This window comes from Paraburkholderia sp. (assembly GCF_050742655.1).
In the GTDB taxonomy this organism is placed as follows: Bacteria; Pseudomonadota; Gammaproteobacteria; order Burkholderiales; family Burkholderiaceae; genus Paraburkholderia.
In genome coordinates this window covers 1-13,217 of the sequence record NZ_JBOIGG010000006.1, presented here as the reverse complement: position 1 = coordinate 13,217, position 13,217 = coordinate 1, and the positions used below count along the sequence as shown (strand labels likewise).

At 64.2% G+C, this 13,217-nt stretch carries 12 protein-coding genes; 6 read left to right on the top strand and 6 right to left on the bottom strand.

Features of this window, described 5'->3' with window-relative positions; all coding sequences use genetic code 11:
• Positions 1-23: 23 nt before the first annotated feature.
• The 3 genes from ACREXZ_RS10425 to ACREXZ_RS10415 form a co-directional block, all read right to left on the bottom strand.
• Positions 24-776, bottom strand: a complete 753-nt coding sequence (locus ACREXZ_RS10425) for a 2-keto-4-pentenoate hydratase (protein WP_431763987.1) — start codon at positions 774-776, stop codon at positions 24-26.
• Between the two features lie 5 nt (positions 777-781).
• A complete protein-coding gene (locus ACREXZ_RS10420; RefSeq protein ID WP_431763986.1) occupies positions 782-2,059 on the bottom strand; it encodes an MFS transporter in 1,278 nt (425 codons plus the stop codon).
• Positions 2,060-2,337: 278 nt separating this feature from the next.
• Complete coding sequence (locus ACREXZ_RS10415; protein ID WP_431763985.1) at positions 2,338-3,558, bottom strand: pyridoxal-phosphate-dependent aminotransferase family protein; 1,221 nt, start codon at positions 3,556-3,558, stop codon at positions 2,338-2,340.
• A gap of 151 nt (positions 3,559-3,709) precedes the next feature.
• On the opposite strand from ACREXZ_RS10415, the gene ACREXZ_RS10410 reads away from it, so the two are divergent.
• On the top strand, positions 3,710-4,435 hold the full coding sequence (locus tag ACREXZ_RS10410; RefSeq protein ID WP_431763984.1) for a GntR family transcriptional regulator: 726 nt from the start codon (positions 3,710-3,712) through the stop codon (positions 4,433-4,435).
• Positions 4,436-4,450: 15 nt separating this feature from the next.
• On the opposite strand, the gene ACREXZ_RS10405 is transcribed toward ACREXZ_RS10410, so the two are convergent.
• Positions 4,451-5,164, bottom strand: coding sequence for a FadR/GntR family transcriptional regulator (locus ACREXZ_RS10405; protein WP_431763983.1), 714 nt, complete (start codon positions 5,162-5,164; stop codon positions 4,451-4,453).
• Between the two features lie 172 nt (positions 5,165-5,336).
• On the opposite strand from ACREXZ_RS10405, the gene ACREXZ_RS10400 reads away from it, so the two are divergent.
• From ACREXZ_RS10400 to ACREXZ_RS10385, 4 genes are all read left to right on the top strand, one after another.
• Complete coding sequence (locus ACREXZ_RS10400; RefSeq protein WP_431763982.1) at positions 5,337-6,137, top strand: (Fe-S)-binding protein; 801 nt, start codon at positions 5,337-5,339, stop codon at positions 6,135-6,137.
• Positions 6,134-6,868 (top strand): LutC/YkgG family protein, encoded by a 735-nt coding sequence (locus tag ACREXZ_RS10395; RefSeq protein WP_431763981.1) that lies wholly within the window; start codon positions 6,134-6,136, stop codon positions 6,866-6,868. Before ACREXZ_RS10400 ends, ACREXZ_RS10395 begins: the two co-directional genes overlap by 4 nt.
• On the top strand, positions 6,865-8,310 hold the full coding sequence (locus ACREXZ_RS10390; protein WP_431763980.1) for a LutB/LldF family L-lactate oxidation iron-sulfur protein: 1,446 nt from the start codon (positions 6,865-6,867) through the stop codon (positions 8,308-8,310). Before ACREXZ_RS10395 ends, ACREXZ_RS10390 begins: the two co-directional genes overlap by 4 nt.
• Positions 8,311-8,389: 79 nt before the next feature.
• The gene (locus ACREXZ_RS10385) at positions 8,390-9,202 is read left to right on the top strand and encodes a DUF72 domain-containing protein (protein ID WP_431763979.1); all 813 of its coding nucleotides are present in this window, start codon (positions 8,390-8,392) and stop codon (positions 9,200-9,202) included.
• A 78-nt stretch (positions 9,203-9,280) separates the two neighbouring features.
• Here ACREXZ_RS10385 and ACREXZ_RS10380 read toward each other — a convergent pair whose 3' ends face one another.
• A complete protein-coding gene (locus ACREXZ_RS10380) occupies positions 9,281-11,338 on the bottom strand; it encodes a hypothetical protein (protein ID WP_431763978.1) in 2,058 nt (685 codons plus the stop codon).
• Positions 11,339-11,535: 197 nt separating this feature from the next.
• Entirely contained in the window at positions 11,536-12,330 is a 795-nt protein-coding gene (locus ACREXZ_RS10375) for a YadA family autotransporter adhesin (protein ID WP_431763977.1), read from the bottom strand.
• Positions 12,331-12,421: 91 nt separating this feature from the next.
• Here ACREXZ_RS10375 and ACREXZ_RS10370 point away from each other — a divergent pair.
• On the top strand, positions 12,422-13,217 hold a 796-nt coding region (locus ACREXZ_RS10370; RefSeq protein WP_431763976.1), incomplete at its 3' end, for a hypothetical protein.

Below are 13,217 nucleotides of genomic sequence, written 5' to 3'. Positions count from 1 at the left end.
GAAAGAAGTAGCGCGGCGCGCGCTTACGCAAGCGTCAGTTGCAGCGGCGCGAGGCCATCGATCTGCGCGGTCACCACGCCGCCAGCCGGCGCGAAGAACATGCCGGTGTACGAACCGGTCGTGACGATCCAGTCGGGCGTCACCGCAAGGCCACGTTGCTGCGTGCAGTGATTGACGAGCCACGTGAGCAACCGGCGCGGATCTCCTGCCGGGTTCGCGGGCGTGCCGTCAAAAACGTCGCGGCCATCGAAGCGCAGATGCGCCGACGGCGCAGCGAACGGAAAATCCGCGCGATACGGCGCGGCCTCGCCGACAATCAGCGCACCGTGATTCTGCAGATCCGCGAGCTGCGCGAAGCGGTCGACGTCGGGCCAGCCCGCGAAACGGCTCGCGACGATCTCGACCGCAGCCGTCATCTCGCCGATACCGGCCAGCACGTCGGCTTCGTCGTACGCTTCCGCGCGCGGCTCGAACGTACGCCCGAAGCGGAACGCGATTTCCAGTTCGATGCCGCACGGCAGCGACGTATCGCGAGCGACGCGCGCACCGCTCGCATATAGGCCGCCAGCAAGCAACGGTGCGCCCTGCACCGGTCCACTCTCCGACTTCGCGCCGATCTTCCAGCCGCCGATCCGCGCATCGGTGAGTTGCAGCAGTTCGTGCTGGATCGCGTAGGCGGTCTGCGCATCCGCGGGAATTTCGTTTGGTGCGAGCACGGCAATGCGGGTGTGCGTGCGGCGCGCATCGGCGAGCGCCAGGGTCAATGGATGTGCCATCGCGTTCATGCTCCGGCCGGATGGGCGCCCGGTGCCTCGCCCGTTTCAAAGCGGCTGTCGGGCTGCATGCGGAACGCGAGCACGACGCCGACCGCCATCAGCAGCATGCTGCCCGCGAACGGCAATTCCCAGCTGCCGAACCTGTCGATCAGGAAGCCCGAGAACACCGGCGAGATAATCGCGGCGAGCGCCGAGCCGGTGTTCATCATGCCGCTCGCGGTGCCCGAATACTCGGGTGCGATGTCCATCGGGATCGCCCACATCGGGCCGATCGTCATCTCGGCGAAGAAAAAGCCAGCCGACAGACACACCATCGATACGTACAGGTTGTGCGCGAACATCAGCGGCACGAGCGATGCGAGCGTGAGCAGCATGCAGATGGCCACCATCCAGCTGCGCGCGCGCCGCAGGTTGCGGGTGCGTTCGAAGATGCGATCGGTGACGATGCCGCCGAGCGTATCGCCGAGCACGCCCGCGAAGAACACCGCGGACGCGAACACCGCCGACTTCTTCAGATCGAGGTGATAGCTGTGCAGGAAGTACTGCGGAATCCAGCTGAGAAAGAGCCACAGCGTCCAGCCGTAGCAGAAGTAGACGACGGTCACCGGCGCCATCCGGCGGAACAGACGGCGCCACGGCACGTCGGCGGCTTTCGGCTTCGGCGCGGGCAGCACGTCGAGTTCCTCGGTGGTGATGCGCGGATGGTCCTTCGGATATTCGGTGAACGTGACCGCCCACACGATCACCCACAGCAGGCTCACCGCACCGCAGATATAGAACGATTCGCGCCAGCCCCACGTCGCCATGACGAGCACGATCGCGCCCGGCGCGATCGCGTTGCCGATCCGCGCGGCTGCATGCGTGATGCCCTGCGCAAAGCCGCGCCGCTCTTTCGCGACCCAGCGCGACATTGCGGCGGTCGCCGCCGGAAACGTCGCGCCTTCGCCGAAACCGAGCAGCAGACGCGCCGCGAGCAGCGACACGAGACCGCCGGCGAAGCCGGTCAGCAACGTCGCCAGTGCCCAGATCGCACCGCACGCAATCAGCGTGCGCTTCGCGCCGAAGCGATCGCTCACCCATCCGCCGATGATCTGGAAAACGAGATACGGATACGCGAATGCGGAAAACACGAGCCCGACTTCGGTATGGGAGAGACTGAATTCCTTGCCGAACCCGGCCGCCGCGGTGCTGACGTTCACGCGGTCGAGGTAGGTGATGAAGTACATGATGCAGAGCATCACTAGAACGATACTGGTCGCACTGTTCACACGAAACCGCTTCATCGTCAGTCTCCGTTGCTGGTCGGCGGCGCGCCGGAATGGCGTGCTTCGCCGCTGTCCGCCGCGCACTCGAGGGCGGTCGAACCCCTGCATATCAAGAATCGCCGCGCTTTCAGGGACGCGGTTAAACGCATCGCATGTCGCGGATCGCCGCGCTCTACCGGCGCGGTTCGAGAGAGGCGGGCGCGTGACGAAACACGCGCTCGCCCTGTTTTTTTCAGTCGCTTTTCAATGAACGAACCCCTGGGGGAAGCCAGCGCCAGTAGCCGGCTTGCGCGTCGTCATGCGGCCGCCTTCAGGCGCGTCGCGTGCGACTGCTCCCTCAACCAGGCCATCGCTGCGGGCAGACCGCTCGTGGCGAGCGGCACGCCAGCCAGTTGCAGCCCCATCTCGCAACCGGCGAGCGTCGCGAGCAGCGTGAGGTCGTTGCAGTCGCCGAGATGGCCGATACGGAACATGCGGCCTTTCATCTTGCCGAGCCCCGTACCAAGCGACATGTCGAAGCGTTCGTAGATCAGCTTGCGTACGGCGTCCGCATCGATGCCGTCGGGCATCATCACGCCGGTCAGCACGGGGCTGTACACGTCCGGGTCCGCGCACTGGATCTCGAGCCCCCACGCGCGCACCGCGCGACGGCACGCTTCGGCGAGCCGCGCATGACGCGCGAACACGTTGTCGAGCCCTTCATCGAGGATCATGTCGAGCGCTTCGGAAAGCCCATACAGCAGATTCGTGTTCGGCGTGTACGGCCAGTAGCCGCTCTTGTTCATCTCGACGATCTCGGTCCAGTCCCAGAAGCTGCGCGGCAGCTTCGCGTGCCGGCTCGCCTCGAGTGCCTTCGGCGAGATCGCGTTGAAGCTGATGCCGGGCGGCAGCATCAACCCCTTCTGCGAGCCCGATACCGTGACGTCGACGCCCCATTCGTCGTGCCGGTAGTCGGCACACGCGAGGCCCGAGATCGTGTCGACCAGCAGCAGCGCCGGGTGGCCCGCCGCATCGATCGCGCGACGGACAGCCGCGATGTCCGACGTGACGCCCGTCGACGTTTCGTTGTGCACGACGCAGACGGCCTTGATCGCGTGGCCGGTGTCTTCGCGCAAACGCGCTTCGATCATCTGCGGCTGCACGCCGCGTCGCCAGCCTTCGATGCCCGGCAGTCCGAGGAATTCGGGCTTGAGTCCGAGGCTCTCCGCCATCTTCTTCCACAGCGTCGCGAAGTGGCCGGTCTCGAACATCAGCACGGTGTCGCCGGGGCTCAGCGTGTTCGCCAGCGCCGCCTCCCACGCGCCGGTGCCGGACGCCGGGTAGATCACGACCGGCTGCTTCGTCTTGAAAATCTGTTTGATGCCGTCGAGCACCTTCAACCCCAGCTCGCCGAACTCCGGTCCGCGATGATCGATGGTCGGGTAGCTCATCGCCCGCAGAATGCGGTCGGGCACCGGGCTCGGCCCCGGAATCTGCAGGAAGTGACGGCCGGCAGGATGGAAGTCCAGTTTCAGCATGCGATCTCCATGAATTGAATTTTGCATGCAAAAAACTATAACAAATGAACCGCCGCTAACCCAAGGTCAGAATGGCCAGGGTATACGCCCACCCTTGCGGGGCCTTCATCTTTCGATAAAATGGCCGTAAACCAGTTTTGGGAATTTTTGTATGCAAAATTCAGACCTCGACACGGATTTCCCGTCCGCTCCGCTGCTGCCCAAGGTGGAACGCCAGCGGCTGCACGACACGGTCGTCGAACATATCCGGCGCTTCATCGTCGAGGGCGTGCTGGAGTCGGGCAAGAAGCTGAACGAGCGCGAGCTGTGCGAAACGCTCGGCATTTCGCGCACGCCGCTGCGCGAAGCGTTGAAAGTGCTGGCCGCCGAAGGGCTGATCGAGATCGAGCCGAACCGCGGTGCGTCGGTATCGAAGATGTCGGAAGCGGAGCTGCGCGAAACCTTCGAGCTGATGAGCGGCCTCGAAGCGTTTTCCGGCGAACTCGCGTGCGAACGGATCACCGCCGCCGAACTCGCGGAGATCAAGGCGCTGCACTACGCGATGCTCGCGTGCCGCGCGCAGAACGATCTGCCCGGCTACTACAGCCGCAACCAGGCGATCCACGAAAAGATCAACGAAGCGGCGCGCAACGGCGCGCTGCGGCAAACCTACATCGCGGTGAACCGGCGGCTGCAGGCGCTGCGCTTTCGTTCGAACTTCCAGGTGCCAAAGTGGGACCGCGCGATCCACGATCACGACGAGATGCTGAAGGCGCTCGAAGCGCGCGACGGCAAGCGGCTCGCGACGATCCTGCGCCAGCATCTGCTGGACAAGCGCGATGCGGTGCTGCAGTTGCAGTCGAGTGAGAATGCGGCGGCGGCTACGCTGAAGGCTTAGGTCGACGCACTCACTTCAGTCGTCGTCGCCGGCCCGGCTGCGCACGTAGTCGATGTGCGTCTGCATCGCGGTGCGCGCTTCTTCCGGACGCCGCGTGCGAATCGCGTCGCACAGCGTGCGGTGCTGCATCAGCAGCAGCGCGGACGCGTCGTCGTCGCGCTCGCGCAGTCCCGTGCCGGTGGTCCCGATGTGTTCGCGCAGCATGCCGATCACGCTCGTATGCAGATGCAGGAACATCGTGTTGTGCGACGCCTGCGCGATCGCCTCGTGCAGCCGCGCATCGGCGGTGGCTTCGGCAGCCTTGTCGTCGCGACGACGCGCACGCTCCAGTTCGCGCATCTCCGCGCCGATCCGCCGCAGATCCGCCGCATCGGCGCGCTGCGCCGCGAAGTAGGCGGTCGCTCCTTCGAGCACGCGGCGAAATTCGAGGATGTCGTCGCGCAGCGCCGGATGATCCGCGACCAGTTGCCCCCACGGCGACGCGATGCCGGTGCGCAACTGGTCGGTGACGAACACACCCGCACCACGCCGACTCTGCAACAGCCCGCGCGCCGCGAGCCGCTGGATCGCCTCGCGCACCGTGTTGCGCGCGACGCCGTATTCCGCGGCAAGCACGCGCTCCGCGGGCAGACGGGTGCCCGCACGCCACGTGCCGTCGAGCAGCGCGGTCTCGAGCTGGCGCATCACCGCTTCGACCCGGCCGCGCACGGACGTGCCGTCGTCTTTCATCGCTTCGTCTCCATCACTGAATTTTCCGCTGGTCTCAACAAAGGTCCGATCGCCACTGGTCCAACCAATTTGAACCGCGCGCGGGAAGCGGGAATTATGCGCCATCGACCTCGCCTCGAGGTCCAACGCCGGACGCGCCTCGAAGCGTACCGGCCAGCCACGGAGACACGTCATGCACGAACGGTCCTATCCGGCGACGCGGCCGCGTCACGTCTATCTGTTCGCGACCTGTCTCGTCGACATGTTCGTGCCGCAGGCCGGCCTCGATGCAGTGAAGCTGCTCGAACGCGAAGGGCTGACCGTGCATTTTCCGCGCGCGCAAAGCTGCTGCGGACAGCCCGCATACAGCAGCGGCAACCCCGAGCAGGCACGCGCGGTCGCCCGCGCTCAGTTCGATCTGTTTCGCGAGCCGTGGCCAATCGTCGTGCCGTCCGGTTCGTGCGCCGGGATGATGCGTCACCACTGGCCAATGCTCTTCGAAAACGACGCCGACGCGCTGCCAAAAGCCGAGGCACTCGCCGCGCGCGTGTACGAACTCGGCGAATTCCTGCTGCGCGTGCTGAACCTGCGCTTCGATACTCCCACCGATACCGCGCTGGCTCCAGAGACCGTCGTGCTGCACACGTCGTGCGCCGCGCGACGCGAGATGGGTACGCGCGTGCACGGCGTCGAGATCGTCGATGCGCTGCCGGGTGTCACGCGCGTCGAGCACGTGCGCGAGTCCGAGTGCTGCGGCTTCGGCGGCACGTTCTCGCTGAAGCATCCGGACATTTCCGGCGCGATGGTGCAGGACAAGATCGCATCCGCGTGCGCGACGGGCTGCAACCGGCTCGTGTCCGCGGACTGCGGCTGTCTGCTGAACATCGGACACGCGGCCGCGCATGGGCACGCGCCGTTGCCTGTCGAGCATCTCGCGACGTTTCTGTGGCGGCGCACGGGCGGTGCTGTTAGTGAATCAGGAGAAGCCGCATGAACGCACGCGAACGGATACTCGGACGCCTACGTTCCGCCGCGCCCTCGGCCGCCGACGTATCGATCGACGAACTCGACCGCCGCATCGACGCGCATTACGCCGGCCACTACGCCATGCAACCACAATCGATGCAACAGCGAATCGAAGCGCTGCAAACCGCGCTGACTGCCGCGCATGCGGATGTATGGTGCGCCGACATTGCGTCGTGGCCCGCGCAACTGGCCGCGCGTCTCGCGGCGGACGGCGTGCGTCGTCTGCTGCTCGATACCGCGACGCCCGAAGGCGCCGCGCTCGCCGCCGCGCTGCCGCCCGACGTCGATGCGCGCACGTACGCGCAGCCGATCGAACGCTGGAAAGCTGAACTCTTCGACACGATCGACGCCGGCTTCACGGTCGCGCGCTCGGGCATCGCGTCGACGGGCACGCTGATCCTCGCGCCCGATGCGGGCACGCCGCGCACCGTGTCGCTCGCGCCGCCGTTGCACGTCGCGCTCGTGCACGCGCACACGCTGCACGCGGACCTGCATGCAGCCGCGCGCGCGGAACGCTGGCGCGACGGCATGCCGACCAATCTCGTGCTGGTCTCCGGACCGTCGAAGACCTCCGATATCCAGCAGACGCTCGCGTACGGCGCGCACGGTCCGCGCAAAGTGTGGGTCGTGATCGTGACCGGCGCCGCGGATGCCGACCCGGATGCAGACAAAACGACGAATGAAGGAGCCGCCCGATGAGCGCCCAACCGCTGCACTTCGTCCCACAGGCGGACTTCAGGGAACGTGCCCGCGCCGCGCTCGACGATCCCAAACTGCGCAACAGCTTTCGCGGCGCGATGGACTTCCTTCAACAGAAGCGTGCCGTCCAGTTTCCCGACGATGCCGAACTCGACGCGCTTCGCGATCTCGGCGAAGCCATTCGCCAGCACGCGCTCGCGCGGTTGCCCGATCTGCTCGTGCAGCTCGAGGCGTCGCTGACCGCAGCCGGCGCGCACATCCACTGGGCTGAAACCGCCGACGACGCGAACGCGATCATCCACCGGATCGCGCAGGAACGTGGCGCGCGACGCGTGATCAAGGGCAAGTCGATGGCGAGCGAGGAGATCGAGCTCAATCATTACCTCGGCGAACGCGGCATCGACTGCGTCGAGTCGGACATGGGCGAGTACATCGTGCAGCTGGCCGGCGAAAAGCCGTCGCACATCGTGATGCCCGCGATCCACAAAACGCGCGGCGACATCGCGACGCTGTTCGAACAGCACATCCCCGACACGCCGTACACGGAGGATGTCGACGAGCTGATCCAGACCGGCCGGCGCGCGCTGCGCCATGCGTTCGTCGATGCGGACATCGGGCTGTCCGGTGTGAACTTCGCAGCCGCCGACACCGGCACGCTATGGCTCGTCGAGAACGAAGGCAACGGTCGCCTGTCGACCACCGTGCCCGACGTGCACATCGCGATCATGGGCATGGAGAAAGTGGTCGCGAAGCTCGAACACATCGTGCCGTTGTCGAGCCTGCTCACGCGCTCGGCGACCGGCCAGGCGATCACCACGTACTTCAACCTGATCTCGGGACCGCGCCGCCCAGGCGAACTCGACGGTCCGCGCGAGATGCACGTCGTGCTGCTCGACAACGGCCGCACGCAGGCCTACGCGGACGAACAGTTGCGCGCGACGCTGCAATGCATCCGCTGCGGCGCCTGCATGAATCACTGCCCGGTCTACACGCGGATCGGCGGCCACGCGTACGGCACGACCTACCCCGGCCCGATCGGCAAGATTATTTCACCGCATCTGCTCGGCCTCGACGCGACCGCCGATCTGCCAACCGCATCGAGCCTGTGCGGCGCGTGCGGTGAGGTGTGTCCGGTGCGCATTCCGATTCCGCAACTGCTGATCCGGCTGCGCACCGAAGCGAACCGCTCGCCCGACGAAACGGTCGCTCATCCGCTGCGCGGCCAGGGCGCGAACTTCAGTCGGCGCGAACACATCGTCTGGCGTTTCTGGAGCGGCGCGTTTGCGCATCCGCGCGTGTACCGGCTGTTCCGCTGGGCCGCGACGCGGCTGCGCGGGCTTACGCCATCGCGGCAGATGGGCTGGACACGACATCGTTCGCCGCTGGTGCCGGCACCGCGTAGCCTTGCCGATCTGCTGCGCGAACGGGGTCAGGCGGAATAGCGGCTACGCGACGCGACCGCCCTGGCACGCGCCGCATTCGCTACACTTGTCCGGCATCGAGGACAAGGAGGCGGCATTCATGGCAACGAAAAAGGCCCGGATCCTGACGGGCATCGGCGGCTGGACGTTCGAGCCGTGGCGCGGCGGCACGTTCTACCCGGAAGGGCTCGTGCAGAAACGCGAACTCGAATACGCGAGCCGCAAGCTCACGTCGATCGAGATCAACGGCACGTTCTACGGCTCGCAGAAACCGGAGACGTTCGCGAAATGGCGCGACGAAACGCCGGACGGCTTCGTGTTCTCGCTGAAAGCGCCGCGCTTCGCGACGCATCGGCGGGTGCTCGCCGAAGCGGGCGAATCGGTCGAGCGTTTCTTTTCGAGCGGCGTGCTCGAACTGCGCGACCGGCTCGGCGCGGTGAACTGGCAGTTCGCACCGACCAAGCAGTTCGATGAGGAAGACTTCGAAGCTTTTCTGGACCTGCTACCGAAACACGCCGACGGACTGACGCTGCGTCACGCAGTGGAAGTGCGGCACGAGAGCTTTCAATGCGACGCGTTCGTTGTGCTCGCGCGCAAGTACGGCATCGCGATCGTGACGGCCGGCGACTCGAAATATCCGCAGATCGCCGATGTCACCGCGCCGTTCGTCTATGCGCGGATCATGGGCACCATCGAGGAAATGCAGCCGCTGGGCTATGACGAAGCCGCACTCGACCGCTGGGCCGGGCGCGCACGCACGTGGGCCGCGGGCGGGACGCCGGATGGCCTCGAAACGTTCGGCAAGACGCCCGCGAAGGAAACCGCGCGCGACGTCTGCCTGTATGTGATCAGCGGCTACAAGGCGAGCAATCCGGCTGCGGCGATGGCGTTGATCGAAAGGGTGTCGGGCTAGCGTTGGGAGTTGCATCGGAGCCAGCCCCGGGTGAGATGTCGCCACGCCATACCTGTCTGGCGTGACAATGCTCGTGTTTTATGACGCCGTGAGATCGACTAGGCATTCTTCCATCGCCCGCACCGGAGAGACATCGCTAAATCGCGCCAATCTTTCTTCGATCACGCTTTCGAAGCGGGCCTTGTCTTCACGGTCACCCACAACCTGAATGCATTTCTCGATGAATGCGTCTTTCGATTCCGCGATGTATCCGGTCAACCCCAGATGATCCAGAATGGCCGCGCTGTGATTCTTGCGCATCATGTCGCCGCGCAACGTCACGACCCGGGTATGACTGTGCAGGGCATCGAGAGTCGTGTTGTGGCCGGACCAGGATGGGTTGTCGATGAACAGATCGGCCATGTTGCTGGCCTTCATGAATCCGTCCTTGTTCTGCGGGCCGAGAAAGACCAGATGATCGTCGGCGTCGAGTCCGTGCTGCGCAAACGAGTCTACGAGTCGCTTCCTGAAGATCCTGTGCGGCGTACTACCTTTGTCATTCGATGAAATGAAAACAAATTTCGCCTTGTCGACCTTCAGCGCGATTCTGGCGAACAGGTCATCGTTCTCCGGAAGGTACTTGAACACGGATTGAGGCGAGAAAAACACGACGTCGTCTTCTGCGAGACCGAACTCACTTTTGCTGGCCGTGACCTTTTCATATGAGTAGGTATACGTCACACCGAGGCCCGGCAGTCTCACGAGCTTTTCCGTGTAGTGCTCCTGCCCGTCCTGCGGCTCCATCAGATCCGACGACAGGACAAAATCGACGTTTCGCGACCCCGACGTGGTGGGATGCCCGAGCATCTGGCACTGAACCGCACAGAAGCGCATCTGGGAGAGCAGGAACGTTTCATTGTCCATGCCAAGCTCGGGGAAAATGAGAACATCCAGCTCGGCGTTGTTGAGGCGCTCGACCATCGACGAGAGCGTCGTGCATCGCACGTAGGAATCCGACAATTCCTTGATCTCCTCCGTCCGACTGTCGACGGTGCCGCCCATGTGAAACGAGTGGACCTCGAAGCGGCTTCTGTCGATATGCGTATAGATTCCATGCAACGGAATCTTCCAGACAGAATGATGGTAGAAGAATGCCGTGCAGAATCCGATACGGATCTTGCGTCCGGCCGTCGGACGAGCAACGTCGACAGGGCTCCGACCGATCTCCTTGCTGAAGAAGATCTGTAACACACGAGACATTTCGTGGCTGTAACGCTGCATGATGGCCTTGTCGTTCTGGCCTTGATACGCGAGCAGGAACAGCGTGCGCCAACCGTCGTCCGGCCTTCCCTGCTCCGGGTATTGCGGATTGGCAATCACCTTCGATACTTCTTCATGAACGGTATCGAGTTCGCGTACCAGCGATTCCCGTTGACGCAGCATCGCATCCGTCGATTCGTACGAATCGGAAAGCGTGAACACAGGCTTGGCGAAGATCGCCTCCACGTTTTCCGGATGAACACGGAGGAGAAGCTTGAGCTTGTCGATTGCCTTGTCCCGCTCTCCTGAACGAAGCAGCGCGAGAGACGATCGCATCAGCGGTTCCGGTTGTTCGGGGTTGATGGCAAACGCGAGGTGATAGGCGCGCTGAGCCTCCTTCATGTCATCGAATGCATTCGCGCAGATGTTGCCGTAGTTGATCGCATAGACGGTGCACTCCGGATCGAGCTTCATCGCGTGTGCAAAGGCTGTTTTCGCTTCGGACGGCCGGAACAATCTGTCGTAAAACACGCCGGCGTTGTTGTGATATGTCGCATCGTCGGGACGCGCGGCAATGGCCTTGTCGAGGCAGACCAACCCATCCTCGAAGCGCTCAAGCTGTTCGTAGGCTCGCGCCAGTACGAAAAGCAGATCCGGGTCGTCGGGCAAGCCCTCGGCTACGATATCCTTCGATAGTGCGTCCAGCGAGTCGATGTCGCGCCCGCGCATCAGATCACGCAGAATCCACACAAGGATCTGCTCCTTGCGCGGCATCTGTGCAACATGACGACCAAGGTCCGCCAGGCGACTGCCAGGGTAGGTGTTCTGAGCCCGCTCTTCAAGATAGGTTTGCAGGCCAGCGCCCATTTGCATGGGTTCAGTATGCCGATCATTCATTGGAATGCTCTCGCCCGGTGCCCATTGATATGGCGCTCGCCCCGCCAGGTTCCGGTAATTTGGCCGCCCTTCCCGGTGCGCGATCGAAGAATAGATACAGCGCCCGGGACTTGACGGCAAGAGGTTAAAAGGTCGAGTCACGTAGCCCGCGAGAGCGCTACGTGACCGCGGCTGAGGTAGCCGGAGGAACTAATGCATCACCATTGGTAGCCGACACCCAGCGTCGCGCCGTACTTGCCGCGATTGTTCGTGGTGAAAGCGCCCTTGTAGATCCAATGTCCGTTCTCGGAGATAGTCGACAGGCCAAGCGCCACCGCCGTCTCTCCTTGATACGTACCACCGGCCGCGGCCAGCATGCTTCGTCCCGGTACGTACGCCTGCGGAAGCCCGGCGACGGCAATAGCCGCTGCCGCCGCGCTCTCAGCATCGCGCCGAACGGAGTTGAGCTGATTGACGTTCACCGCATCCGTACCCGCGATACCAGGGGCAAGATTGGTGATTCTCTGCTCGTGACCCGGCGTGCCGAGCGAAACGGTGTGCGACTCAGTCGCCACAGAATTTGCCCCCAGTGCGACCGAATCTTCCGCCTCTGCCCTCGAGTTCTTACCCACAGCGGTCGAGTTCCTGGGCAGCGCGCTCGCATGGTCGCCGACCGCAACGCCGTCACGCGTAGCCGCGTGGTCGCCGCCTGCAAAACCGGTGGTCGAACTTGCGTGATCCCCGACCGCTCCTCCGGTCTGCGTCGACGACAGGTGACCGCCCGCGAAACCATCCGTCGATCTCGCGCCTGCTCCGCTCGCGCCGCCGTTGCGAGTCACCGCACCGTTGCCCGCTGCACCGCCATCGACGGACTGGGCGTTGAAGCCGATCGCCGCACCGTTTTGTGTAAGCGAATTTGTACCGCCGGCATAACCGAAGATCGACCTCGAATTCGCACCGCTTGCACCGCCGTCGACCGTTGTCGCACCTTTGCCTGATGCAGCACCGTCCACCGACTTTGCATTGGCGCCGCCAGCAAAACCATTGTTGGTCGACGCATTGTTGCCTTCCGCGCCGCCATCGACAGATTTCGCGTGGCTGCCTGTGGCAGAACCGTTGACGGTGGACGACTGGTTGCCGCTGGCGGTGCCGTCGATCGAATGCGAGTTCGCGCCCGAGGCCGTACCGTTCACGGTGTTCGCGTTGTTACCGCTGGCCGTGCCACCGACCGAGTTCGAGTTTGCACCCGAGGCCGTACCGTCCGTCGTCTTCGCGTTGTTGCCGCTCGCGGTGCCATCGATCGAGTTCGAGTTCGCACCCGACGCCGTACCGTTCGTGGTCCTCGCGTTGTCACCGCTCGCGGTGCCACCGACCGAGTTCGTGTTTGCGCCCGACGCCGTGCCGTTCACGGTGTTCGCGTTGTTACCGCTGGCCGTGCCACCGACCGAGTTCGAGTTTGCACCCGACGCCGTGCCGTTCGTGGTCTTCGCGTTGTTACCGCTCGCCGTACCATCGATCGAATTCGAGTTTGCGCCCGACGCCGTACCGTTCGTGGTCTTCGCGTTGTTACCGCTCGCCGTACCATCGATCGAGTTCGAGTTCGCGCCCGAGGCCGTACCGTTCACGGTGTTCGCGTTGTTACCGCTGGCCGTGCCACCGACCGAGTTCGAGTTTGCACCCGAGGCCGTACCGTCCGTCGTCTTCGCGTTGTTGCCGCTCGCGGTGCCATCGATCGAGTTCGAGTTCGCACCCGACGCCGTACCGTTCGTGGTCCTCGCGTTGTTACCGCTCGCCGTACCATCGATCGAGTTCGAGTTCGCGCCCGAGGCCGTACCGTTCACGGTGTTCGCGTTGTTACCGCTGGCCGTGCCACCGACCGAGTTCGAGTTTGCACCCGAGG

Coding starts and splice junctions, on each gene's coding strand:
- ACREXZ_RS10425 (WP_431763987.1), bottom strand. CDS start 776: ATGGCACATCCATTGACCCTGGCGCTCGCCGATGCGCGCCGCACGCAC.
- ACREXZ_RS10420 (WP_431763986.1), bottom strand. CDS start 2,059: ATGAAGCGGTTTCGTGTGAACAGTGCGACCAGTATCGTTCTAGTGATG.
- ACREXZ_RS10415 (WP_431763985.1), bottom strand. CDS start 3,558: ATGCTGAAACTGGACTTCCATCCTGCCGGCCGTCACTTCCTGCAGATT.
- ACREXZ_RS10410 (WP_431763984.1), top strand. CDS start 3,710: ATGCAAAATTCAGACCTCGACACGGATTTCCCGTCCGCTCCGCTGCTG.
- ACREXZ_RS10405 (WP_431763983.1), bottom strand. CDS start 5,164: ATGAAAGACGACGGCACGTCCGTGCGCGGCCGGGTCGAAGCGGTGATG.
- ACREXZ_RS10400 (WP_431763982.1), top strand. CDS start 5,337: ATGCACGAACGGTCCTATCCGGCGACGCGGCCGCGTCACGTCTATCTG.
- ACREXZ_RS10395 (WP_431763981.1), top strand. CDS start 6,134: ATGAACGCACGCGAACGGATACTCGGACGCCTACGTTCCGCCGCGCCC.
- ACREXZ_RS10390 (WP_431763980.1), top strand. CDS start 6,865: ATGAGCGCCCAACCGCTGCACTTCGTCCCACAGGCGGACTTCAGGGAA.
- ACREXZ_RS10385 (WP_431763979.1), top strand. CDS start 8,390: ATGGCAACGAAAAAGGCCCGGATCCTGACGGGCATCGGCGGCTGGACG.
- ACREXZ_RS10380 (WP_431763978.1), bottom strand. CDS start 11,338: ATGAATGATCGGCATACTGAACCCATGCAAATGGGCGCTGGCCTGCAA.